This is a genomic window from Pseudomonas sp. KD5, from assembly GCF_012932895.1.
Taxonomy (GTDB): domain Bacteria; phylum Pseudomonadota; class Gammaproteobacteria; order Pseudomonadales; family Pseudomonadaceae; genus Aquipseudomonas.
Genome location: NZ_JDWJ01000002.1, coordinates 584510 through 610538, shown reverse-complemented (window position 1 = coordinate 610538; position 26029 = coordinate 584510). Strand labels below are relative to the sequence as shown.

The window sequence follows — 26029 nt, the reverse complement described above, 5'->3', positions numbered from 1 at the left end:
CCGCCACTCATGACAATTTGTGTTTTTGCATAGGTCCCCGGCCCATTTCGTGGTTAACTTCGGCCTCGTCAAAATTCTCTACATCAACGTTCAGAAGGACTCCGTTCATGGCTCAAGTCACTCTCAAAGGCAACCCGGTTCAAGTCAACGGCCAACTGCCACAAGCCGGTTCCCAGGCGCCAGCCTTTTCCCTGGTTGCCGGCAATCTGTCCGACGTGACCCTGGCGAGCTTCGCCGGCAAGCGCAAAGTGTTGAACATCTTCCCAAGCGTCGACACCCCGACCTGCGCCACCTCGGTGCGTAAGTTCAACGCCCAGGCCAATGACGTGGCCAACACCGTCGTGCTGTGCATCTCCGCTGACCTGCCGTTCGCCCAAGCCCGCTTCTGCGGCGCCGAAGGCCTGGAAAACGTACAGAACCTGTCGACCCTGCGCGGTGCCGAGTTCAAGGAAAACTACGGCGTAGCCATTGCCGACGGTCCACTCAAAGGCTTGACCGCCCGTGCCGTCGTGGTTCTGGACGAAAACGACAAGGTTCTGCACAGCGAACTGGTCAAGGAAATTGCTGAAGAACCGAACTACGACGCAGCGCTCGCCGTTCTGAAGTAAGCAAAGTTTTTACAATTGTTAACGGCCTGGCCCTGTCCAGGCCGTTTTCATTTGTGCTTCAGTGTCTTAGCCAAAACTCCTGTTAGGTAAGCCAAAGGTAAATTGCCGGTAAAGGCGCTTTGCTTAATACCCGCCAGTGCTTATCGTTCAGCCTCCCGTAGAAAAAAGCGCACGCGCCCAATGGTTGATCATTCCATGCAATCCTCCGCTTCCCGCAATCCTCGTCGCTGGCTGTTCGGCCTGCTTGTCCTGTTGGTCATCGCCGGCCTGTGCTGGAAGTTCTGGCCCGCTGGCAGCACCCCGAAGGAGGGCGCAGGGCAGAAAGCCGTTGCCGGGCATACCGGTCGGTCGGGGGGGATGCGTCCGGGATTCGGCGGGGCGACGGGACCGGTTCCGGTGCGCGTGGCGCCGGTGGTCAAAGGCGATTTTCCGCTGTATTACAAGGCGCTGGGCACGGTCACGGCGCTGAACACCATCAATGTGCGCAGCCGCGTCGGTGGCGAACTGGTCAAGGTCTATTTCGATGAAGGGCAGATGGTCAAGGCGGGTGACCTGCTGGCCGAGATCGATCCACGTCCCTATCAGAATGCCTTGCTCCAGGCCGAAGGCACCTTGCTGCAGAATCAGGCGCAATTGAAAAACGCCCAGGTCGACGTCGAGCGCTATCGTGGCCTGTACCGCGAAGACAGTATCGCCAAGCAAACCCTGGACACCGCCGAAGCGCTGGTCGCCCAGTACCAGGGCACGGTCAAGACCAATCAGGCGGCGGTCAACGACGCCAAGCTCAATCTCGAATTCACCAAGATCCGCGCTCCGATCACCGGGCGTGTGGGCCTGCGGCAGTTGGACGTCGGCAACCTCGTGGCGGCCAACGACACCACGGCGCTGGTGATCATCACCCAGACCCAACCGATCAGCGTGGCGTTTACCTTGCCGGAAAACAGCCTGGACACCGTGCTGACCCGCTATCGCACCGGCGCCAAGCTGCCCGCCGAAGCCTGGGACCGCGGCGACACCCAGTTGCAGGCCACTGGCGTGTTGCAGAGCCTCGATAACCAGATCGACGTCACCACCGGCACCCTGAAATTCAAGGCCCGCTACGAGAACCGCGATCAAGCGCTGTTCCCGAATCAGTTCGTCAACGTGCACCTGCTGGCCGATACCCTTAAAGATGTGGTGCTTGCACCCTCGGCGGCGATCCAGTTCGGCACCAACGGCACATTCGTCTATGCGCTGGACGGCGACAAGAAGGTCACCATCCGCCAGTTGAAAGTCGGCGCCAGTGACGGGGAAAACACCGTGATCACCGAAGGCCTGGCCATCGGTGATCGGGTGGTGCTGGAAGGCACCGACCGCCTGAAGGACGGCAGTGAAGTGGAAGTGGTCAACGACAGCAAGGATGTACCGACCACTCCGACCGAACATCTGCAAGGCAAATCGGCGGCGACCCCAGGCGAGCCGGCGACCACCGACAAGGCGAAAAAGGGCGGCGCATGAACATCTCGCGGCTGTTCATCCTTCGCCCGGTCGCCACGACCCTGAGCATGCTGGCCATTATTCTGGCCGGTGTGATCGCTTATCGGCTGCTGCCGGTGTCGGCATTGCCCCAGGTCGATTACCCGACCATCCGCGTCATGACGCTCTATCCCGGCGCCAGCCCGGATGTCATGACCAGCGCCGTGACCGCGCCGCTGGAGCGTCAATTCGGCCAGATGCCCGGCCTGACCCAGATGGCTTCGACCAGTTCCGGAGGTGCCTCGGTGCTGACCCTGCGGTTCAGCCTCGACATCAACATGGACGTCGCCGAGCAGCAAGTGCAGGCCGCGATCAACGCCGCGACCAATTTGCTGCCCAAGGATTTGCCGGCACCGCCGGTGTACAACAAGGTCAACCCGGCGGATACCCCGGTGCTGACCCTGGCCATCACCTCCAAAACCATGCTGCTGCCCAAGCTCAATGACTTGGTCGATACCCGTATGGCGCAGAAAATCGCCCAGATCAGCGGCGTCGGCATGGTCAGCATTGCCGGTGGTCAGCGTCAGGCGGTGCGGATCAAGGTCAACCCCGAGGCCCTGGCGGCCAACGGCCTGAACCTGTCGGACGTGCGCACCTTGATCGGTGCCTCCAACGTCAACCAGCCCAAGGGCAACTTCGACGGCCCGACCCGGGTGTCGATGCTCGACGCCAACGACCAGCTGACGTCACCCAAGGACTACGCCAACCTGATTCTGGCCTATAAAAACGGCGCGCCGTTGCGGCTCAAGGACGTGGCGGAAATTGTCGATGGCGCCGAGAACGAACGCCTGGCGGCATGGGCCAATGAAAACCAGGCCGTGCTGCTGAACATCCAGCGTCAGCCCGGCGCCAACGTCATCGAGGTGGTCGACCGGATCAAGGCCTTGCTGCCGAGCATCACCGACAACCTGCCGGCCGGCCTCGACGTCACGGTGCTCACCGATCGCACCCAGACCATCCGCGCCTCGGTCACCGACGTGCAACACGAACTGCTGATCGCCATCGCCCTGGTGGTGATGGTCACGTTCCTGTTTTTGCGGCGAGCCAGTGCCACGATCATTCCGTCGGTGGCGGTGCCGCTGTCGTTGATCGGCACCTTCGGCGTGATGTACCTCGCCGGGTTTTCGGTCAACAACCTGACCCTGATGGCGCTGACCATCGCCACCGGTTTCGTGGTGGATGATGCGATCGTGATGCTGGAGAACATTTCCCGCTTCATCGAAGAGGGCGACAGCCCGCTGCAAGCGGCGCTCAAGGGCGCCAAGCAGATTGGCTTCACCCTTATTTCCCTGACGCTGTCGTTGATCGCGGTGCTGATTCCGCTACTGTTCATGGCTGATGTGGTGGGGCGTTTATTCCGCGAGTTCGCGATCACGTTGGCGGTGGCGATCCTGATTTCGCTGGTGGTGTCCCTGACCCTGACGCCGATGATGTGCGCGCGGTTGCTCAAGCGTGAGCCCAAGGAAAAAGATCAGGGCTGGTTCTACCGCTCCAGTGGCGCGACCATCGACTGGATGATCGCCGCCTACGGGCGCAAGTTGCAGTGGGTGCTCAAGCATCAGCCGCTGACCTTGCTGGTGGCCATCGGCACGTTGGCATTGACCGTTTTCCTGTACATGGTGGTGCCCAAGGGGTTCTTCCCGGTGCAGGACACCGGGGTGATCCAGGGGATTTCCGAGGCGCCGCAGTCGATTTCCTTCGCGGCGATGAGCGAGCGCCAGCAGGAACTGGCCAAGGTGATTCTGGCTGACCCGGCGGTCGAAAGCCTGTCGTCCTATATTGGCGTCGACGGTGATAACTCGACGCTCAACAGCGGCCGGTTACTGATCAACCTCAAGTCCCACAGCCACCGCAACCTGAGCGCCACCCAAGTCATTGCCCGCTTGCAACCGGAGCTGGACAAGCTGGTCGGCATTCGCCTGTTCATGCAGCCGGTGCAGGACCTGACCATCGAAGATCGGGTCAGCCGTACGCAGTACCAGTTCAGCATGTCGTCGCCGGATGCTGAGTTGCTTAGCTTGTGGAGCGGGCGTCTGGTCGAAGCCCTGGCGCAACGGCCGGAACTGACCGATGTCGCCAGCGATTTGCAGGACAAGGGCTTGCAGGTTTATCTGGTGATCGACCGCGATGCGGCGTCGCGGGTTGGCGTATCGGTGTCGAACATCACCGACGCGCTGTATGACGCCTTCGGCCAGCGGCAGATTTCCACCATTTACACCCAGGCCAGCCAGTACCGCGTGGTGCTGCAATCGCAGTCCGGCGAGAAGATCGGCCCCGATGCGCTGAACCAGATTCACGTCAAGACCACCGATGGCGGCCAGGTCCGTTTGTCCAGCCTGGCGCATGTCGAGGAGCGTCAGGCGCAACTGGCGATCACCCACATCGGCCAGTTTCCGGCGGTGATGATGTCGTTCAACCTGGCGCCCGGCGTGGCGCTGGGGCAGGCGGTGCAGATCATCGATCAGGTGCAGAAAGACATCGGCATGCCGATTGGCGTGCAGACCCAGTTCCAGGGCGCGGCCGAAGCGTTCCAGGCGTCGCTGTCGAGCACCTTGCTGCTGATTCTGGCGGCGGTGGTGACCATGTACATCGTGCTCGGCGTGCTCTACGAGAGCTATATTCACCCGATCACCATCCTCTCGACCTTGCCCTCGGCGGCGGTCGGCGCCTTGCTGGCGCTGCTGTTGAGCGGTAATGACCTGGGGATGATCGCGATCATCGGCATCATCTTGCTGATCGGTATCGTGAAAAAGAACGCGATCATGATGATCGACTTCGCCCTTGAAGCCGAACGTAATCAGGGCATGGACCCGCAGGCTGCGATCTATCAGGCGGCGCTGCTGCGCTTCCGGCCGATTCTGATGACCACCCTGGCAGCATTGTTCGGCGCGGTGCCGCTGATGCTCGCCACCGGCTCCGGCGCGGAGTTGCGCCAGCCTTTGGGTCTGGTGATGGTCGGTGGCTTGCTGGTGAGTCAGGTGCTGACGCTGTTTACCACGCCCGTCATTTACCTGTACTTCGACCGCCTCGGGCGGCGCTGGGGTCGTAAGGCCCAGTCCGTGGACCCGGTAGAGCAGCCATGAACCTGTCCGGACCTTTCATCAAGCGCCCGGTCGCGACGATGTTGCTGAGCCTGGCGATCATGCTGCTGGGCGGCGTGAGCTTCGGACTGTTGCCGGTATCGCCACTGCCGCAGATGGATTTCCCGGTGATCGTGGTTCAGGCCAGTCTGCCTGGCGCGAGCCCGGAGGTCATGGCCTCAACCGTGGCCACGCCGCTGGAGCGTTCCTTCGGTACCATCGCCGGGGTCAACACCATGAGCAGCCGTTCCAGCCAAGGCTCGACCCGGGTGATTCTGCAGTTCGACCTGGACCGCGACATCAACGGCGCGGCGCGGGAAGTGCAGGCGGCGATCAACGCCTCGCGCAACCTGCTGCCCAGCGGGATGCGCAGCATGCCGACCTACAAGAAGGTCAACCCATCGCAAGCGCCGATCATGGTGCTGTCGCTGACCTCGGATGTGCTGGAAAAAGGCCAGCTCTACGACTTGGCCTCGACCATTCTGTCCCAGAGCCTGTCCCAGGTGCAGGGCGTAGGTGAAGTGCAGATCGGCGGCAGTTCGTTGCCAGCGGTGCGCATCGAGCTCGAACCCCAGGCGCTCAACCAGTACGGCGTGGCACTGGACGATGTGCGCACCACCATCGCCAACGCCAACGTGCGCCGGCCCAAGGGCTCGGTCGAAGACGGCCAGCGGCTGTGGCAGGTCCAGGCCAACGATCAGCTGGAAAAGGCCAAGGATTACGAGTCGCTGATCATTCACTACGCAGACGGCGCGGCCCTGCGATTGAAGGATGTGGCCAAGGTCAGCGACGGCGTCGAGGACCGCTACAACAGCGGGTTCTTCAATGACGACGCAGCGGTGTTGCTGGTGATCAACCGCCAGGCCGGCGCCAACATCATCGAGACGGTCAACGAGATCAAGGCGCAGTTGCCGGCCTTGCAGGCGGTGCTGCCGGCCAGCGTCAAGCTCAACCTGGCGATGGACCGTTCGCCGGTGATCAAGGCCACCCTGCACGAAGCGGAAATGACCCTGCTGATTGCGGTGGCGCTGGTGATTCTGGTGGTGTTCCTGTTCCTCGGTAACTTGCGCGCCTCGCTGATCCCGACCCTGGCGGTGCCGGTATCGTTGGTGGGCACGTTTGCGGTGATGTACCTCTATGGCTTCTCCCTGAACAACCTGTCGCTGATGGCGCTGATTCTGGCCACCGGGTTGGTAGTGGACGATGCCATCGTGGTGCTGGAGAACATTTCCCGGCACATCGACAAGGGCGTACCGCCGATGAAGGCCGCGTACCTCGGGGCGCAGGAAGTCGGCTTCACGCTGCTGTCGATGAACGTCTCGCTGGTGGCGGTGTTTCTGTCGATCCTGTTCATGGGCGGGATCATCGAAAGCCTGTTCCGCGAGTTTTCCATCACCCTGGCGGCGGCCATCGTGGTGTCGTTGCTGGTGTCGCTGACGCTGACGCCGATGCTCTGCGCGCGCTGGCTCAAGCCGCATACGCCGGGGCAGGAAAACCGTCTGCAACGCTGGAGCCAGCGGGCCAATGAGTGGATGGTCGGCAAATACGCCACCAGTCTCGACTGGGTGCTGCGTCATCGCCGACTGACCTTGCTCAGTCTGATCGTGACAGTTGGCGTAAACATTGCGCTGTATGTTGTTGTTCCTAAAACCTTTCTTCCTCAGCAAGACACCGGCCAGCTGATCGGTTTCGTGCGCGGCGATAATGGCCTGTCGTTCAGCGTGATGCAGCCGAAGATGGAAACCTTCCGCCGCGCGGTGTTGAAGGACGAAGCGGTGCAAAGCGTCGCCGGGTTCATCGGTGGCAACAACGGCACCAATAACGCGTTCATGCTGGTGCGGCTCAAGCCGATCAAGGAACGCAACCTGTCCGCGCAGAAAGTCATCGAGCGTTTGCGCAAGGAAATGCCCAAGGTGCCCGGTGCGCAATTGATGCTGATGGCTGACCAGGACCTGCAATTCGGCGGCGGTCGCGAGCAGACCACCTCGCAGTATTCCTACATCCTGCAAAGTGGCGATCTCGGCGCTTTACGCGAGTGGTATCCGAAAGTCGTTGCCGCCTTCAAGGCCCTGCCTGAGCTGACGGCGATTGACGCCCGCGAAGGCCGTGGCGCCCAGCAAGTGACGCTGATTGTCGATCGCGATCAGGCCAAGCGGCTGGGCGTGGACATGAACATGGTCACGGCAGTGCTGAACAATGCCTACAGCCAGCGGCAGATTTCGACGATCTACGACAGCCTCAACCAGTATCAGGTGGTGATGGAGGTCAATCCGAAATACGCCCAGGACCCGGTCACCCTGAACCAGGTCAAAGTGATCACTGCCGACGGCGCACGAATTCCGTTGTCGACCATCGCCCACTATGAGAGCAGCCTGGAAAACGACCGGGTCAGCCACGAAGGCCAGTTCGCTTCGGAAAGCATTGCCTTCGACATGGCCGAAGGGGTGACGGTGGAGCAGGGCTCGGCGGCCATCGAACGGGCGATTGCCAAGGTTGGCCTGCCGGAAGACGTGATCGCGAAAATGGCCGGCACCGCCGACGCCTTCGCCGCCGCACAGAAGAGCCAGCCGTGGATGATTCTCGGCGCGCTGGTGGCGGTGTATCTGGTGCTGGGCGTGCTGTACGAAAGCTACATTCATCCGCTGACGATCCTGTCGACCTTGCCGTCGGCCGGTGTCGGTGCGTTGCTGTCAATCTATGTGCTGGGCGGCGAGTTCAGCCTGATCTCCTTGCTCGGGCTGTTTCTGCTGATCGGCGTGGTGAAGAAAAACGCCATCCTGATGATCGACCTGGCGCTGCAACTGGAACGGCATCAAGGCCTGGAGCCGCTGGAATCGATCCGCAGCGCCTGCCTGCAACGGCTGCGACCGATTCTGATGACCACCCTGGCAGCGATTCTCGGCGCCTTGCCGTTGCTGCTGAGCCGCGCTGAGGGCGCGGAAATGCGTCAGCCGCTGGGCCTGACCATCATCGGTGGGCTGGTCTTCAGCCAGGTGCTGACCCTTTACACCACCCCGGTGGTTTACCTCTATCTCGACAAACTGCGCCATCGTTTCAACCACTGGCGTGGGGTGCGTACCGATGCTGCTCTGGAAACTCCGCTATGACTGACCGTTCGCTTCTCAACCTGGCTGCACCGCTGATCACGGCCCGAGGCTCGCGTTTGCTGAGCCTGTCGCTGTGCGTGGCGATGCTCAGCGCCTGCGCCATCGGCCCGGATTACCAGCGCCCGCAAGCCGCTGCGCCTGCGCAGTACAAAGAGGCGGCCGGCTGGCGTCAGGCCAACCCCAGCGATTCGTTGGCGCGCGGTGCCTGGTGGGAGCTGTACGGCGATCAGCAGCTCAACGGCCTGATCGAAAAGCTCAACAGCGCCAACCAGACCGTTGCCCAGTCCGAGGCCCAGTACCGTCAGGCCCAGGCCTTGGTGCGCAGTGCCCGGGGGGCATTTTTCCCGACGGTGGACCTGACCGTCAGCAAGAACCGCTCCAGCCAGGGCACCGGCAGCAGCAGTTCGAGCTTGAGCAGTTCGTCCAGCGGCATCCGTGACACTTACTCGGCCCAGGCCGGGGTCAGTTGGGAAGCCGACATCTGGGGCAAATTACGTCGAGGCCTGGAAGCCGACACGGCCAACGCCCAGGCGAGCTTTGCCGACCTGGCGGCGATGCGCCTGAGCCAGCAATCGGAGCTGGTGCAGAACTACCTGCAATTACGGGTGATCGATGAGCAGAAACGCCTGCTGGAAGCGACAGTCGAGGCCTATCAGCGCTCGCTGAAAATGACCGAAAACCAGTACCGCGCCGGCGTCTCCGGCAAGGATGCGGTGGCCCAGGCCACCACTCAGCTCAAAACCACTCAGGCGGAAATGGTCGACCTGATCTGGCAGCGCGCGCAGTTCGAGAACGCCATCGCCGTGCTGATCGGCCTGCCGCCAGCGGAATTCAGCCTGGCTGAAACCTCGGACATCCCGGCGTTGCCCCAGGTGCCGCTAAGCCTGCCTTCGCAGTTGTTGGAGCGCCGCCCGGACATCGCCGCCGCCGAGCGCTCGGTGATGGCCGCCAACGCCAACATCGGAGTGGCCAAAGCTGCCTACTACCCGGACCTGACTCTGAACATGAACGGCGGTTATAGCAGTAGCACCTACGCCAACTGGATCAGCCTGCCGAACCGCTTCTGGTCGGTCGGCCCACAACTGGCCATGACCCTGTTCGACGGTGGCCAGCGCTCGGCGGAAGTCGACCGTAGTGAAGCGGCCTACGACGAGACTGTCGCCAAATACCGCCAGACCGTGCTCGATGGTTTTCGTGAGGTAGAAAATTACCTGGTGCAGCTCAAGGTGCTGGAAGACGAAGCGGTCGTGCGCCAGGAAGCTCTGGATGCGGCGCGCGAATCCCTTCGCTTGACCCGGAATCAGTACAAGGCCGGGTTGATCGCTTATCTGGATGTGGTGGTGGTTCAAGCCACGGCGTTGAACAACGAACGCAACGTGCTGAGCTTGTTGCAGAGCCGGCTGATTGCCAGCGTGCAGTTGATTGCCGCGCTGGGTGGTGGGTGGGACGGGCAGCTTCAGGTGAGTGACAAGCAATAGCACCACCCTGTGGCGAGGGGGCTTGCCCCCGTTGGGGCGCGAAGCGGCCCCCTGCATTCTTCAGATATACCGAACCGCCTTATTTTACGACTGCTGCGCAGCCGAACGGGGCGATGCGGCGTTCCGACAAGCCCCCTCGCCACAGGGTCACACAACAGCTTCATCATCTTGGTGGCCTTTTGATTACTTTGTGAGTGCGTTCGTCCGCGGAATCAGTACAATCGCCGGCTTTGCTCCCCGAGAACAAACACAGTATGGCGGGGGCTGTTGCGAGAAATCCCATGCTCATTGGTAGTTATTCCCTTCCGCTGGTTTTCATATCGCTGTGCGTGGCGATACTGGCCTCTTATACCGCGCTTGACCTCACCGGACGCATCGCCACGGCCAAGGGCCGAGCGGTGCATTTATGGACGGCGGGCGGCGCTTTTGCGATGGGCATCGGCGTGTGGTCGATGCATTTCATCGGCATGCTTGCGTTCACATTGCCGATCGACCTGGGCTACGACACCACCCTCACGGCACTGTCGCTGTTGATCGCGGTGCTGTCTTGCGGCTTTGCCCTATGGCTGGTCAGTCAGCCACGGCTGCCGGCCTGGCAACTGGCGTTCGGCGCGCTGGTCATGGGCGCTGGTATCAGCGCCATGCATTACACCGGCATGGCCGCCATGCGCATGCAGCCGGGCATCGATTACGACCCGACTCTGTTTGGCGCGTCGCTGCTGATTGCCGTCGGCGCGTCGGGCGCGGCGTTATGGATCGCTTTCCGCCTGCGCCAGCACACGCCGCATGTTCGCCTGTTCCGTGCGGGTGCGGCAGTCATCATGGGCATTGCCATCGTCGGCATGCACTACACCGGCATGGCCGCGGCGCGCTTTGCCGCCGGCAGTTTCTGTGGTGCGGCGGTAAGCGGCTTGAACGGCAAGGGGCTGGACAGCCTGGTGCTGATCACCACCTTGGCGATATTGAGCATCGCCTTGCTGACATCGATCCTCGATGCCCGCCTGGAGGCTCGCACTGCGGACCTCGCCCACTCGCTGACCGTGGCCAACCGTGAACTCACTCAACTGGCCTTGCACGACACCCTGACCGGTCTGCCCAACCGCATGTTGCTGGCTGACCGTATCGATCAGGCCATATCGAAAGTGCAGGAGCAGGGCGGCTGTTTTGCGTTGATGTTCATTGATCTGGATGGATTCAAACCGGTCAACGATGCGTTTGGCCATCACATGGGCGACCAGCTGTTGCGTGAAGTTGCACTGCGCCTGCGCGAAGACCTGCGTAGCCAGGACACCCTGGCGCGGATCGGCGGCGACGAGTTCGTGTTGCTGGTGCGCCTGAACGAGCCGAATGATGCGCTGAGCCTGGCGGAGCGTCAGGTCGGGTTGATTGCGCGCTCGTTCCGGGTCGCCGAACATGACTTGCAGATTTCCGCCAGTGTCGGCATCGCGCTCTATCCGGGCAACGGTCAGACGGCCGATGAGTTGCTGATGAACGCCGATGCCGCGATGTACCACGCTAAAGGCGCCGGGAAAAACGGTCATCGCTTCTTCGACGCCTCGATGAACAGCAACGCGCGCAAACAGCTGCAATTGCTCCAGGACTTGCGCAGTGCCGTCGATCAGCAGCAGTTCAAACTTTATTACCAGCCCAAATTCGACGCCGGTCATGGCCGACCAGTGGGCGCCGAGGCGTTACTGCGCTGGGAGCATCCGACCCAGGGCCTGCTGCAGCCGGACACGTTCATTGACCTTGCGGAGAAGACCGGGCTGATCATTCCGATTGGCGAGTGGGTGCTCAACGAGGCCTGCCGGCAGATGCGCGAGTGGTACGTGCTCGGTTACACCGATTGGCGTATCGCGGTGAACCTCTCGGCCTTGCAATTCTGCCATGCGGGGCTGGTGCAGAGCGTTGCCAAAGCCCTGGCCACCCATCATCTGCCGGCCAACAGCCTGACCCTGGAAATCACCGAAACCACCGCCATGAGCGACGCCGATGCGAGCATGACGGTGTTGCAGGAGCTGTCGGAAATGGGCGTCGACCTGTCCATCGATGACTTCGGTACCGGCTATTCGAGCTTGATGTACCTCAAGCGCCTGCCGGCTAATGAGCTGAAGATCGACCGGGGTTTTGTCCGCGATCTGGAGCACGACAGCGACGATGCGGCCATTGTCTCGGCCATCGTCGCCCTGGGCCAGGCGCTGGGCCTGCGGATCGTCGCCGAAGGGGTGGAAACCGGCGTCCAGCAAGACTTCCTGACCCAGCTGGGCTGCGACTCGTTGCAGGGCTACCTGCTCGGGCATCCGCTGCCGGCCGATCGCTTCATGGTCGACATACACCGGGGGGAGCAATTGGCAACGGGCTGATTGATCCTTGTGGTGAGGAGAGCTTGCCTGTGGTGAGGGGGCTTGCCCCCGTTGGACCGCGAAGCGGTCCCTCTTCGATTTTTCATGTTCACCGAGTTGCCTGAATTTACGACTGCTTCGCAGCCGAACGGGGGCAAGCCCCCTCACCACAGCAAGCTCCCTCGCCACAGGTTTGTCATCACAGGGTTGATGCAGGCCCATGCAAAACCGCGCAATGGCGGTTATTCTTGGCCCCGACTGCTTACGCTTGGAACGGGGGAAAGCCAGCATGGACAAAGTTATCGTCATCACCGGCGGCAGCCGTGGAATCGGCGCCGCCACGGCCCTGTTGGCCGCCGAACAAGGTTATCGGATCTGCATCAATTATCAGTCCGACGAACAGGCGGCGCTCAGTGTGCTGGAGCAAGTCCGCGCACGCGGTGCCCAAGCCATCGCCGTGCGTGCTGACGTCAGCATTGAAGACGAAGTGATCGCTCTGTTTCATCGGGTGGACACCGAACTGGGCCGGGTCACCGCGCTGGTGAACAACGCCGGCACCGTCGGACAAAAGTCGCGGATCGACGAAATGTCGGAATTCCGCATTCTGAAAATCCTCAAGACCAACGTCCTGGCGCCGATCCTCTGCGCCAAACACGCGATTTTGCGCATGTCGCCCAAACACGGCGGGCAGGGCGGCAGCATCGTCAATGTTTCCTCGGTCGCCTCGCGTTTGGGCTCACCCAACGAGTACGTGGATTACGCCGCGTCCAAGGGGGCGCTGGACACCTTCACCATTGGCCTGTCCAAGGAAGTGGCGGGCGAGGGGATTCGCGTCAATGCGGTGCGTCCGGGTTACATCTACACCGATTTCCATGCATTGAGCGGCGATCCGGACCGGGTCAGCAAGCTGGAATCGGCGATCCCGATGGCACGCGGTGGGCGGCCGGATGAAGTGGCGGAGGCGATTGTGTGGTTGTTGTCGGATAAGGCGTCGTATGCGACGGGGACTTTCGTCGATCTTGGTGGTGGGCGGTAAAGATCAGAAGCAAGATCAAAAGATCGCAGCCTTCGGCAGCTCCCACGCGCCTGTGGGCGCCGCGATCTTTTGCTGTTAAAAGGACCTGACAATCCGCCCCAACGTCTCCATCGCCTTCTCCGAATCCTCGGTCCACGGGCTGCCGTAATTCAACCGAATACAATTCCTGAACCGCTGGGTCGGTGAAAAAATCGGCCCCGGTGCAATGCTGATCCCCTGCGCCAATGCCATCTGGAACAACTTCAACGAATCCATCTGCGGTGGCAGTTCCAGCCACAGGAAGTAACCGCCGGCCGGTTGGCTGACGCGGGTCTGGGCCGGGAAGTAGCGGGCGATGGCGGCGAGCATCGCACTTTGCTGTTCTTCCAGGGCGTAACGCAGTTTGCGCAGGTGCCGGTCGTAGCCGCCGTGTTGCAGGTAATCGGCGATGGCGGCCTGGGCGGGCATCGAAGCGCACAGCGAGGTCATGAGTTTCAGCCGTTCGATTTTCTGCGCATAGCGCCCGGCGGCGACCCAGCCGATGCGGTAGCCGGGGGCCAGGCTCTTGGCGAACGAACCGCAATGCATCACCAGCCCTTCGGTGTCGAACGCCTTGGCCGGTTTCGGCGCCTGTTGGCCGTAATAGAGCTCGGCGTAAACGTCATCCTCGATCAGCGGCACCTGATGGCTGCGCAACAACTCCACCAGTTCCTGTTTCTTCGCCTCGGGCATGGTCGCGCCCATGGGGTTCTGGAAACTGGTCATGCACCAGCACGCCTTGATCGGGTGCCGTTCCAGGGTCTGGGCGAGTACGCCGAGGTCGATGCCGTCTCGCGGGTGGACGGGGATTTCCACGGCTTTGAGCTTCAGCCGTTCCAGCACTTGCAGGCTGGCGTAAAAGGCCGGGGCTTCGATGGCCACCAGATCGCCAGGCTCGGTGACGGCTTGCAGGCACAGGTTCAGCGCTTCCAGCGCACCGTTGGTGATCAGCAGTTCCTCCATCGGCAGCATCAGCCCGCCGACCATGTAGCGCAGGGCGATTTGCCGACGCAGTTGCGGGTTGCCCGGCGACATGTCGGTGACCACCATGCGCGGGTCCATCTCCCGGGCGGCACTGGCCAGCGAGCGGGACAAGCGCTGCAGCGGGAACAGCGTGGGGCTGGGGAAGGCCGAGCCGAAGGGCACGGTGGTGGGGTCCTTGATCGAGTCCAGCACTGAGAACACCAGTTCGCTGACGTCGACTTCGGTGGACTCGTTGACCTGGCTGCTGATCACCGGCTCCGAGAACGGGCTCGGTGCATGGGCGTTGACGAAGTAGCCAGAACGCGGCCGGGCGCGGATCAAACCGCGACGTTCGAGCAGATAATAGGCCTGGAACACCGTGGACGGGCTGACGCCGTAGGTCTGGCTGGCGTAGCGCACCGACGGCACCCGATGGCCGGGGCCAAGAACGCCGGAGCGGATCAGTTCAGCGATGTCGTCGGCGAATTTTTCGTAGCGTTTCATCGAGTGCCCGGTTAGTGAATTGTGCATTTTGTGGCGAGGGGGCTTGCCCCCGTTGGGTCGCGAAGCGGCCCCCTACATTTTTCAGACATACCGAGTTGTCTGGTTTTGCGACTGCTTCGCAGCCGAACGGGGGCAAGCCCCCTCGCCACAGGACAAAGGATTGCATCTTAAAGGCTCAGCGGTTCATCGGTGCAACAAACCGGCTCTTGGCCACGCTATAGATACCCGGCTCATCGCTGTCGACAATCTTGAAACTGATCGTCTGCGAGCTGCTGCTCGGCCGTTCCGTGGTCATCGCCACCGACACCGGCACATCGACAATTTCACCGGGGGCCAGGCTCAGTTCGGTCTTGCCTTGCAACTGGAAGCCGTCGTCATCGACCAGCGTCAGACGGTAATCCTGACGTTGCTGGGTCTTGTTAATGACCTTCAGGCTGTAGATGTTTTCGATCTGGCCTTCACTGTTCTCGCGGAACAGGCCACGGTCCTTGCTCACGTCCAGCGACACCATCGGCCGCTCCACCAAGGCCAGGGCGAAGGCGCCGATCATCACCAGCAGCACCGCGGTGTAACCGATCAGGCGCGGGCGCAGCAGGTGGGTCTTGCCACCCTGCAATTGATGCTCCGAGGTGTAGCTGATCAGCCCTCGGGCGTAGCCCATTTTGTCCATGATCGAATCGCAGGCGTCGATGCATGCGGCGCAACCGATGCATTCCATCTGCAAGCCATCGCGGATGTCGATGCCAGTCGGGCAAACCTGGACGCACACCTGACAGTCGATGCAATCGCCCAGTCCGACCTCGGCGGGTTTCACTTCACGTTTACGCGGGCCACGGTTTTCGCCGCGAGCCACGTCGTAGGAAATGGTCAGGGTGTCCTTGTCGAACATCACGCTCTGGAACCGTGCATATGGGCACATGTGCATGCACACGGCTTCACGTAGCCAGCCGGCGTTGATGTAAGTGGCACCGGTGAAAAACAGCACCCAAAACAGGCTGACACCGCCGATTTGCAAAGTCAGCAGCTCTTCGGCCAGGGGCCGGATCGGTGTGAAATAGCCGACAAAGGTCAGGCCGGTGAGCAGGCTGATCGCCAGCCACAAGGTGTGTTTGGCCGAGCGGCGGAGCAGTTTGTTCAGGCCCCAGGGCGCGGCTTGCAGCTTGATCCGCTGGTTGCGCTCGCCTTCGGTGATCTTCTCGCACCACATGAAGATCCAGGTCCAGGAGCTCTGCGGGCAGGTGTAACCGCACCAGACCCGGCCTGCGAACACGGTGATCGCAAACAGACCGAAGGCGGCGATGATCAGCAGCGCCGACAGCAGGATGAAATCCTGGGGCCAGAAGGTCGCGCCGAAGATGTGGAATTTGCTTTCGGACAGGTCCCAAAGCACCGCCTGGCGGCCGCCCCAGTTCAGCCACACCGTGCCGAAGAACAGCAGAAACAGAAACCCCGCGCCGCTCATGCGCAGGGTGCGGAACAGGCCGGTGAAGCTGCGGGTGTGGATCAGGTTGTCGCTGGATTTGGCCTTCATCTTTGGACGCGAAGGCTCATTGTTTTTTATAAACGAGGCAGGTTCAACGGTTCGGACGGGGATTCTATCGCTCATGGTCTTTCGCTCATCAGCCTCCATCAGGCCTGAGCACTATGACCAGCGATCTGTTTGCATAACAGACTCAGCTAGCGCAATAAAAAGCGGATCAGATGGATTGCCCACACCCGCCTGCGACAACTTGATGCACCCGCAAGGGCGGGCTGCAAGTACCTATGTCAGGCGCTGGCGGGATGTGTTGATGCGGGTCAGTCAAATCACCGAATCACTGTTCGTGGCCTTCAAATGCCGGCGACCGTCCACGGCGCCTGCTACGGTCAATGCGTCGGCTTCTGCTTCGGTGATGTAGAAGCGCCGGCCGTCGAAGTCCACTGCCGACATGGATTTTTCCTCATCAGTGATTATGGTGATATCAGGGCAAAGGCGAATTTCTTCACTGTCCTCGGTGATGAAAAAGCAGGTCTGGTTTTCGATTCGCACGGTCATGGAGGAGGCCTTTTTTGCGGATTCATTAAGTGTTAGGACGCATTTGCCGGTGATTGTTCTGTGCAACCGATAGATGGCGTGAGTCGTGCTTAAGTAGGTTGACCCGTGCCCGAAGGATTCGATTCCCCGAAGAGCCTGGCAAATCCCTCTGAACTTTGCCGGCGCCTGTGGCTCGGAACTTATGTGTGTTCATACCCTTGAGTTCATCTCGGGGCAGATTGCTTCGTGTGAGTGATGACCAGGCACAAGAGCGTCCTTGGGGCGTAAGGAGAGATGCTCGATGACCGCTGAAAAACCCACAGAACTGAGCTACAACCCGCATATACCGCTGTCCCAGGCGTTACTGCTGCCGCGTATCGTGATCGAAAACACCATGCCGACCCTCGATGGCGGGCAATTTGCCGTTAAAGCCGTGGTCGATCAGGACGTGGTGGTGACCAGCAAAGTGTTTGCCGACGGTCATGACAAACTGGCCGTGCGCATCCGTTGGCGTGCCGAAGGCGACGACACCTGGCAGAGCGAGGTGATGGCCGAGTTGGGCAATAACGGCTGGCAGGGTCAGTTCCGTGTCAAGAAGCAGGGCCGCTATACGTTCTGCATCGAAGCCTGGATCGATCAGTACGCCAGTTTTTGCTATGAGCTGAAAAAAAAGCACGAGGCCTGCATGTCGGTCAGCCTGGAATTGCAGGAAGGGCGCCTGCACGTCCAGCAGGCAGCCGAACGCAGCGAAGGCCACCTCAGCGAGCAGCTGACAGCGTTGCACCATGAGTTGTCCGGTCTGCTCGAAACCGAGCAGGTGGCCTTGTTTCTGCACCAACGCAGCGCGGACTTGATGGCCCAGGCCGATCATCGTCCTTTCGTGAGCCTGAGTCCTGAATACCCGGTGGACGTGGAGCGGGAGTTGGCGCAGTTCGCCAGTTGGTATGAATTGTTCCCACGCTCGATCACTGATGATCCGACCCGTCATGGCACCTTCAATGACGTGCATACGCGACTGGCGATGATTCAGGACATGGGCTTCGACGTGCTGTACTTCACGCCGATCCACCCGATCGGCCGCAGCTATCGCAAAGGCCCGAACAACTCGTTGACCGCCGGCCCCGACGACCCGGGCAGTCCTTACGCCATCGGCAGCGAAGAAGGCGGGCATGAGGCGATTCACTCGGAGCTGGGCAGCCGCGAGGACTTTCGCCGGCTCGTCGCGGCGGCTGCCGAACATGGGCTGGAAGTGGCCCTCGACTTTGCGATTCAGTGTTCCCAGGATCACCCATGGCTCAAAGAGCATCCAGGCTGGTTCAACTGGCGACCGGACGGCACGATTAAATACGCCGAGAACCCGCCGAAGAAATATCAGGACATCGTCAACGTCGATTTCTATGCCGTGGACGCGATTCCCAGCCTGTGGGTTGAATTGCGCGACATCGTGGTGGGCTGGGTCGAAGAGGGCGTGAAGCTGTTTCGCGTTGATAACCCCCACACCAAACCGTTGCCGTTCTGGCAGTGGTTGATCGCCGATGTGCGGGCGCTGTACCCCGATGTGATTTTTCTGGCGGAAGCCTTTACCACGCCGGCAATGATGGCGCGTCTGGGCAAGGTCGGTTATTCCCAGAGCTACACCTATTTCACCTGGCGCAACACCAAGACCGAACTGGCGACCTATTTCACCGAACTCAACGAGTCGCCGTGGCGCGAATGCTACCGACCGAATTTTTTCGTCAATACGCCGGACATCAACCCGGCATTCCTGCATGACTCCGGGCGCCCCGGTTTTCTGATTCGCGCGGCGCTTGCGACCATGGGTTCCGGGTTATGGGGCATGTATTCGGGCTTCGAGTTGTGTGAAGCGGCACCGGTGCCGGGCAAGGAGGAGTACCTCAATTCCGAGAAGTACGAGATCCGCCCACGGGACTTCACCGCGCCGGGCAACATCATTGCCGAAATCGCCCAGCTCAACCGCATCCGCCGGCAGAACCCGGCGCTGCATACGCATCTGGGCCTGAAGGTCTACAACGCCTGGAACGACAACATTCTGTATTTCGGCAAGCGCAGTGAGGATGGCAGCAATTTCATTCTGGTGGCCGTCAGCCTCGATCCGAATAACGCCCAGGAAGCGAATTTTGAATTGCCGCTGTGGGAAATGGGCCTGCCCGACGATGCCAGCACCCAAGGCGAAGACTTGATGAACGGCCACCGCTGGACCTGGCACGGCAAGTACCAGTTCATGCGGATCGAACCGTGGCATCTGCCGTTCGGGATTTGGCGGATTACTCATTCCTGAGGGTGGTAAGGGGGCTTTCTCCTGTACCGGTAAGTGAAGCGGCAAGTGCGATCTGTAGCAGCTGCCGAGCCTGCGAGGCTGCGTTCGGCTGCGCAGCCGTCGTAAAACATGAGTGCACGGTATATCTGCAAGACCGCGTCGTTTGATTTCACGACTGCTTCGCAGCCGAACGCAGCCTCGCAGGCTCGGCAGCTGCTACAGCCGGACGCAGCCTTCGGCTCATGACGAACTCGAATTCAACAGGAGTTACAAATGGCGAAGAAACCCAGGTCAGCCACCTTCATCAAAGACCCGCTCTGGTACAAGGATGCGGTGATCTACCAGGTTCACGTTAAGTCTTTTTTCGACTCCAACAATGACGGGATCGGCGACTTTCCCGGCCTTATCGCCAAACTCGATTACATTGCCGATCTGGGCGTCAACACTATCTGGCTGTTGCCGTTCTACCCCTCGCCACGCCGTGACGATGGCTACGACATCGCCGAATACCGTGGCGTGCACGCCGATTACGGCACTCTGGCCGATGCCAAGCGTTTCATTGCCGAGGCCCACGAACGCGGCTTGCGGGTGATTACCGAACTGGTCATCAACCACACCTCGGACCAACACCCGTGGTTCCAGCGTGCGCGCAAGGCCAAGCCCGGCTCGGCGGCCCGCGACTTCTATGTCTGGTCCGATAACGACCAGAAATACGACGGCACTCGCATCATCTTTCTCGACACCGAAAAGTCCAACTGGACCTGGGACCCGGTGGCCGGTCAGTACTTCTGGCACCGCTTCTATTCCCACCAGCCGGACCTGAATTTCGACAACCCGCAAGTGATGAAAGCGGTGCTGTCGGTGATGCGCTACTGGCTCGACATGGGCATCGACGGCTTGCGGCTGGACGCGATCCCGTACCTGATCGAGCGCGACGGCACCAACAACGAAAACCTCCCCGAGACCCACGACGTCCTCAAGCAGATCCGCGCCGAGATAGACGCCAATTACCCCGATCGCATGCTGCTGGCCGAGGCTAATCAGTGGCCGGAAGACACTCAGCTGTATTTTGGTAACACCGACGCCAAAGGCCAGAACGGCGACGAATGCCACATGGCGTTTCACTTCCCGCTGATGCCGCGCATGTACATGGCGCTGGCCCAGGAAGATCGTTTCCCGATCACCGACATTCTGCGCCAAACTCCGGAAATCCCTGCCAACTGCCAGTGGGCGATTTTCCTGCGCAACCACGATGAATTGACCCTGGAAATGGTCACCGACAAGGAGCGCGATTACCTGTGGAACTACTACGCGGCCGACCGTCGGGCGCGGATCAACCTGGGGATTCGCCGGCGTCTGGCGCCACTGATGGAGCGTGATCGTCGCCGTGTGGAGCTGCTCAACAGCCTGCTGCTGTCGATGCCCGGAACGCCGACCTTGTATTACGGCGATGAAATCGGCATGGGTGACAACATCTACCTCGGCGACCGCGACGGTGTGCGCACGCCGATGCAATGGTCAATCGACCGTAACGGCGGCTTTTCCCGCGCCGACCCGGCCAGCCTGGTGTTGCCGCCGATTATGGACCCGCAATACGGCTATCTGTCGGTCAACGTCGAAACCCAGGCCGGTGATCCTCATTCATTGTTGAACTGGACCCGGCGCATGCTCGCGATACGCAAGCAGTCCAAGGCTTTTGGTCGCGGCACGCTGAAGATGCTGTCGCCGAGCAATCGACGGATTCTGGCCTATACCCGCGAATTCACTGGCGCGGACGGCAAGCACGAGATCATTTTGTGCGTGGCCAACGTGTCCCGCAGCGCGCAAGCAGCGGAGCTGGATTTGTCGGCGTATGTCGGCATGGTCCCGGTGGAGATGCTCGGCGGCAATGCGTTCCCGCCGATCGGCCAGTTGAATTTCCTGCTGACGCTGGCGCCTTACGGCTTCTATTGGTTCGGCCTGGCGGCAGAGAACCAGATGCCGAGCTGGCACGTGGAGCCGGCGCAAAGCCTGCCGGATTTCACCACCCTGGTGCTGATGAAACGCATGGAAGAGCTGCTCGAAGCACCGTCCCGGCAATCGTTGGAGCAGGGCATTTTGCCGAGCTGGTTGCAGAATCGCCGCTGGTTCGCCGGCAAGGACGGCACCATCGACAGCGTCAATCTCGCTTACGGCGTGCGCTTCGGCGACCCGCAGCATCCAGTGCTGTTGAGTGAAATCGACGTTACCAGCGCTGGCCAGACCAGCCGCTATCAGTTGCCGTTCGGCTTTATTTCCGAGGAGCAGGTCGGCGCGGCGTTGCCGCAGCAATTGGCGCTGGCAAGGGTCCGGCGCGGTCGCCAGGTCGGCCTGATCACTGACGCCTTCAGCCTCGACAGCTTTGTTCATGCGGTGTTGCAAGGGTTGCAGGCCAGCACGGTGCTGCCGTCGGACGGAGGCGAGATCCGTTTCGAGCCAACCGACGAATTGGCCAAACTGGGGCTGAGTGCCGAGTCGGAAGTGCGTTACCTGTCTGCAGAGCAATCCAACAGTTCGGTGGTGATCGGCGCCAGTCTGGTGTTGAAGTTGATCCGCAAGGTCGCGTCAGGGGTACACCCGGAACTGGAAATGAGCGCGTACCTGACCCACGCCGGTTTCAAAAATATTTCGCCGCTGCTGGGGGCAGTGATCCGTCGCGATGCGGCGGGTGAGGACACGCTGTTGATGATTGCCCAAGGTTACCTGAGCAATCAGGGCGACGCGTGGGAGTGGACCCAGAACAACCTCGAACGGGCGCTTCGCGATGAGCTCGCCGATGCCGTGTCCGAGCAGGAGCAGCACTACAACGCCCTCGGCGAGCTGAAGGATTTTGCCGGCATGCTCGGCCAGCGCCTGGGGGAGATGCATCAGGTACTGGCGACCCCGAGCGCCAACCCGGACTTTGCCCCACACATCATGAGTCAGAAAGATGCCCTGGCCTCGGCCAAGGACGTGGCGGCGCAGCTGGAGCATGCACTGAAGCTGCTCAAGCAACATCAAACAGAACTGAGCGCGGCGGACCAGACGTTGGTCAGCCGATTGCTGGACAACAAAAAAGCCATTCTCGGTCATGTTCAGGAGTTGGGTAAAAAGACTGCTGGCGGCTTGCGTATTCGCGTCCATGGCGACTTGCACCTGGGGCAAGTGCTGGTGATCAAGGGCGATGCCTACCTGATCGATTTTGAGGGTGAACCCGCGCGGCCGCTGCGTGAGCGCCGCGGTAAACACAGCCCCTATAAAGACGTCAGCGGCGTGTTGCGCTCCTTCGATTACGCCGCGGCGATGGCGATAAATGTACACAACGTCGACAACACGGCGGATGCCCAGGCGGCGCGTCAACGGGTCGCCGATCGCTATTTGAAAGAGGCGCGACAATCATTTGTCGACGCTTATCGGCTGGCGGCAGCTAGTCTTGCTCATGCATGGCAAGATCCCGAAGGCGAGGACGCTGCGCTGGCGTTGTTCGGGCTGGAGAAGGCGGCTTATGAAGTGGCTTATGAGGCGGAAAATCGCCCCACCTGGCTACCGGTGCCGTTACACGGTTTATATGGATTATTGAGTGGGCTTAAACCCTTTTCCGATCTTGGTGGAGAGTAGTCATGAGTTTCTCGAACAAGGAACAGGGGCACGTTAAAGAGGCGCTGCTGCCCAGGGCGCGGGACATCGACGCATTGGTACGCGCCGAACATCAGGATCCCTTCGCAATTCTCGGCCCGCACAGCGATGGCGCTGGCGGGCAATTCATACGGGCCTATCTGCCGGACGCCTTGAGCGTGCAGGTGGTGGACAAGGCGTCCGGGGAAGAACTCGGCAGCCTTGAGGCGACCCAGACTCCGGGGTTGTTCGTCGGGCACTTCGAGCGGGCCCAACCCTATCTGTTGCGGACCCGTTGGGCCGGCGGCGAGCAACTGGCCGAAGACCCTTACAGCTTTGGCCCGTTACTCGGCGAGATGGATTTGTACCTGTTCGCCGAGGGCAATCACCGGGATCTGAGCAGTTGCCTCGGCGCGCAGTTGAAGACGGTCGATGGCGTGGAGGGTGTGCGCTTCGCCGTGTGGGCGCCGAACGCCAGAAGGGTCTCGGTGGTCGGCGATTTCAACGTCTGGGACGGTCGTCGGCATCCGATGCGCCTGCGCCATCCCACTGGGGTCTGGGAGTTGTTCATCCCGCGCCTGCAAGCGGGGGAGGCCTACAAATACGAAATCCTCGGCGCCCACGGCATTCTGCCGCTCAAGGCCGACCCGGTGGCCCTGGCCACAGCGCTGCCGCCAGACACCGCGTCGAAAGTCGCTTCGCCGCTGCAAGTCGACTGGCAGGATCAGGACTGGATGCAGTCGCGGGGCGAGCGTCAGCGAACCAGTGCACCGCTGTCGATCTATGAGTTGCACGCCGGTTCCTGGCAATGCGAGCTGGATGACCTGGGCGAAGTCGCCCGTCAGTACACCTGGCCCGAGTTGGCCGAGCGGCTGATTCCGTATGTCAAAGAGCTGGGTTTCACCCACATCGAACTGATGCCGATCATGGAGCATCCGTTCGGTGGCTCCTGGGGTTATCAATTGTTGTCGCAGTTTGCCCCGAGCGCCCGTTACGGCTCGCCGGATGAGTTCGCCGCTTTCGTCAACGCGTGTCACCAGGCCGAAATCGGCGTGATCCTTGATTGGGTGCCGGCGCATTTCCCCACCGATGTCCACGGCCTGGCGCAGTTCGACGGCACCGCGCTGTACGAATACGGCAACCCGATGGAGGGCTTTCACCAGGACTGGGACACGCTGATCTACAACCTGGGCCGCACCGAGGTGCACGGCTACATGCTGGCGTCGGCGCTGCACTGGCTCAAGCATTTCCATGTCGATGGGCTGCGGGTCGACGCAGTGGCGTCGATGCTGTATCGCGATTACTCGCGCAAGGCCGGCGAGTGGGTGCCCAACCGTCACGGCGGTCGGGAAAACCTGGAAGCCATCGATTTCCTGCGTCATCTCAACGACGTAGTGGCGCTGGAAGCACCGGGTGCACTGGTGATTGCCGAGGAATCCACCGCGTGGCCGGGTGTCAGCCAGAGCACGCAACAGGGCGGGCTGGGTTTTGCCTATAAGTGGAACATGGGCTGGATGCACGATTCGCTGCATTACATTCAGCAGGATCCGGTGTACCGCGCCCATCATCACAATGAACTGAGTTTCGGCCTGGTGTATGCCTGGTCCGAGCGTTTCATCCTGCCGATTTCCCACGACGAAGTGGTACACGGCAAGCATTCGCTGATCGACAAAATGCCCGGCGACCGTTGGCAGAAGTTTGCCAACCTGCGGGCTTACCTGAGTTTCATGTGGACCCATCCGGGCAAGAAACTGTTGTTCATGGGCTGCGAGTTCGGCCAATGGCGCGAATGGAATCACGATCAGCAACTGGACTGGTATCTGCTGCAATACCCGGAACACCAGGGTGTGCGCAAACTGGTCGGCGACTTGAATCGGTTGTATCGCGAAGAGCCGGCCCTGCACGATCAGGACGATGTACCGCAGGGTTTCCAGTGGTTGATCGGTGACGACGCGATCAACAGCGTTTATGCCTGGCTACGCTGGAGCAAGGAGGGCAGGCCGGTATTGGTGGTGGCCAACTTCACCCCGGTGCCGCGTCAGTCCTACCGCGTCGGCGTGCCGTTTGCCGGGCGCTGGGTCGAGTTGATCAACAGCGACGCCGACACCTATGCCGGGTCCAATTACGGTAACGGTGGCGGGGTGTTCACCGAGGAGGAACCGAGCCATGGGCAGGCACTTTCCCTGGTGTTGAATTTGCCGCCGTTGGCGGTGTTGATCCTGCGACCGGAGGGTTGATCGAAAAGATCGCAGGCTTCGCCGGCTCCTACAGGATCGGGTCGCCCCAGGTGGGCGGGACAACGTTGAACTGTAGGAGCTGCCGAAGGCTGCGATCTTTTGATTTTTTACCAACGCATCCGCACCCCAAGGCTACCAATCAACCCATTCAAATCATTGTCATCCACATTGCTGCTGTAATCGGCGCTGACGTACAGGCTGACCAAAGGCGTCACTCTGGCCACTAATCCCAGACCCACATCCACCGTTGATGAATTGCGACTGCTGCTGATTTTGTCGACCTGATCCAGGCTCACGGTATTACCGGTGTACACCGTGTGCCACACGTTGGTCCGCACATAGGGTTCGACCGGCAAGCCATTGATATCGTAACTGCCTTTCAAGCGTGCACCGACCCGTCCGCTCCAGGACGTCAGGTCGCTGGACGAGGCGTTGCCTGACCCGGCATACGGCGTATCCAGCGTGATGCGTTGATTGATCAACTGCGCCTGGGGTTCAACCACCCAGTTTTCGCTCAGGCCTATCGGGAAACCACCTTCCACCGACACTGTCATCGCGCTGCCTTCGGTGGTTTGTCGCACACCCTGGTCGTTGCGGCTAAAACCGCTGACCCGGCCGCCGCTGGCCGTCAAGTCGACGTGCCAGCCTTGCGGCCCGGTCAGGCTCCAGTAGGCACCAAGGCTTTGACCTTGAAGGTTGAGCGTGTCGTGGCTGGGGTCGGCGAGGGCGCGGCTGGTCAGCAGGCCGTTGTCGTTGCCCTGGAATTGAGCGGTGCCGCCGATCAGTCCGACCCGTTGGGTACTACCGCTGTTGCTTTGCACGGTCAGGAGCGCCGGGCCTTTGAATTCGCTGGCTCCGGGGATCGTGCCCTGGGCCAGATAATCGGTTTGGGCCTGCCGCGACGTCGGGCCATAGGCGTGGTCCCAGGCCAGGGGCGCAGCGTCTTCGATCGTCAGGCGTGAGCTGGGTAAGTCTGAGTTGACGCGTAAGCGGTCGGGATACGTGGCCAAGCCGAAGGGCAAGGTAATTGTCGGCGGTTGCTGGCTGTACCAGGGCGTTGTTTCGTCCTCGGCAGACGACGCTCGCACCTCCATGGATGAGCACAGCAGGAGTGAACCGGAGACAACGCAAAAAGTGAATTTTATCTCTTGTGGGGTGAATGAAGTTCTCATGGAGGTCTACCTTGCAATCGCATGCGTATCTCGCTGTGGCGTCTCTCCTACCCCGAATGAGGGGC

At 61.0% G+C, this 26029-nt stretch carries 14 protein-coding genes; 10 read left to right on the top strand and 4 right to left on the bottom strand.

The features are described from left to right. Positions 1 to 107: 107 nt before the first annotated feature. The 7 genes from tpx to AF70_RS06325 all read left to right on the top strand — a co-directional run bounded on the left by tpx (position 108) and on the right by AF70_RS06325 (position 13166). Positions 108 to 608 (top strand): thiol peroxidase, encoded by a 501-nt coding sequence (gene tpx, locus AF70_RS06355; protein ID WP_018926141.1) that lies wholly within the window; start codon positions 108 to 110, stop codon positions 606 to 608. A 180-nt stretch (positions 609 to 788) separates the two neighbouring features. Next, positions 789 to 2105 carry an MdtA/MuxA family multidrug efflux RND transporter periplasmic adaptor subunit gene (locus AF70_RS06350; protein WP_028940480.1) on the top strand — a complete coding sequence of 439 codons (1317 nt, stop codon included), beginning with the start codon at positions 789 to 791 and terminating at the stop codon, positions 2103 to 2105. Continuing rightward, positions 2102 to 5206 (top strand): MdtB/MuxB family multidrug efflux RND transporter permease subunit, encoded by a 3105-nt coding sequence (locus tag AF70_RS06345; protein ID WP_028940481.1) that lies wholly within the window; start codon positions 2102 to 2104, stop codon positions 5204 to 5206. Before AF70_RS06350 ends, AF70_RS06345 begins: the two co-directional genes overlap by 4 nt. Then, positions 5203 to 8310: an efflux RND transporter permease subunit gene (locus AF70_RS06340; RefSeq protein WP_028940482.1), complete on the top strand. Its 3108-nt coding sequence runs from the start codon at positions 5203 to 5205 to the stop codon at positions 8308 to 8310. The genes AF70_RS06345 and AF70_RS06340 overlap by 4 nt, the downstream gene beginning before the upstream one ends. After that, positions 8307 to 9788, top strand: a complete 1482-nt coding sequence (locus tag AF70_RS06335) for an efflux transporter outer membrane subunit (RefSeq protein ID WP_028940483.1) — start codon at positions 8307 to 8309, stop codon at positions 9786 to 9788. Before AF70_RS06340 ends, AF70_RS06335 begins: the two co-directional genes overlap by 4 nt. A gap of 281 nt (positions 9789 to 10069) precedes the next feature. After that, entirely contained in the window at positions 10070 to 12151 is a 2082-nt protein-coding gene (locus AF70_RS06330; RefSeq protein ID WP_028940484.1) for a bifunctional diguanylate cyclase/phosphodiesterase, read from the top strand. 268 nt (positions 12152 to 12419) lie between these two features. Then, positions 12420 to 13166: an SDR family oxidoreductase gene (locus AF70_RS06325; RefSeq protein WP_018926135.1), complete on the top strand. Its 747-nt coding sequence runs from the start codon at positions 12420 to 12422 to the stop codon at positions 13164 to 13166. 75 nt (positions 13167 to 13241) lie between these two features. Here the strand turns inward: AF70_RS06325 and mapR are convergent, their stop codons facing one another. The 3 genes from mapR to AF70_RS06310 form a co-directional block, all read right to left on the bottom strand. After that, positions 13242 to 14651 carry a GntR family transcriptional regulator MpaR gene (mapR, locus tag AF70_RS06320; RefSeq protein WP_019579269.1) on the bottom strand — a complete coding sequence of 470 codons (1410 nt, stop codon included), beginning with the start codon at positions 14649 to 14651 and terminating at the stop codon, positions 13242 to 13244. Between the two features lie 175 nt (positions 14652 to 14826). Then, entirely contained in the window at positions 14827 to 16257 is a 1431-nt protein-coding gene (gene ccoG, locus AF70_RS06315; RefSeq protein WP_026331697.1) for a cytochrome c oxidase accessory protein CcoG, read from the bottom strand. Between the two features lie 195 nt (positions 16258 to 16452). Continuing rightward, positions 16453 to 16686 carry a DUF3203 family protein gene (locus AF70_RS06310; protein WP_019579267.1) on the bottom strand — a complete coding sequence of 78 codons (234 nt, stop codon included), beginning with the start codon at positions 16684 to 16686 and terminating at the stop codon, positions 16453 to 16455. A gap of 280 nt (positions 16687 to 16966) precedes the next feature. Between AF70_RS06310 and AF70_RS06305 the strand changes: the two genes are divergently transcribed. The 3 genes from AF70_RS06305 to glgB all read left to right on the top strand — a co-directional run bounded on the left by AF70_RS06305 (position 16967) and on the right by glgB (position 24792). Further along, entirely contained in the window at positions 16967 to 18964 is a 1998-nt protein-coding gene (locus AF70_RS06305; RefSeq protein WP_028940485.1) for an alpha-1,4-glucan--maltose-1-phosphate maltosyltransferase, read from the top strand. A gap of 252 nt (positions 18965 to 19216) precedes the next feature. Continuing rightward, a complete protein-coding gene (gene treS / locus AF70_RS06300) occupies positions 19217 to 22558 on the top strand; it encodes a maltose alpha-D-glucosyltransferase (RefSeq protein ID WP_019650003.1) in 3342 nt (1113 codons plus the stop codon). Between the two features lie 2 nt (positions 22559 to 22560). After that, a complete protein-coding gene (glgB, locus tag AF70_RS06295; RefSeq protein WP_019579264.1) occupies positions 22561 to 24792 on the top strand; it encodes a 1,4-alpha-glucan branching protein GlgB in 2232 nt (743 codons plus the stop codon). Between the two features lie 107 nt (positions 24793 to 24899). On the opposite strand, the gene AF70_RS06290 is transcribed toward glgB, so the two are convergent. Beyond that, positions 24900 to 25964: an autotransporter outer membrane beta-barrel domain-containing protein gene (locus AF70_RS06290; RefSeq protein WP_019579263.1), complete on the bottom strand. Its 1065-nt coding sequence runs from the start codon at positions 25962 to 25964 to the stop codon at positions 24900 to 24902. Positions 25965 to 26029: the final 65 nt, after the last annotated feature.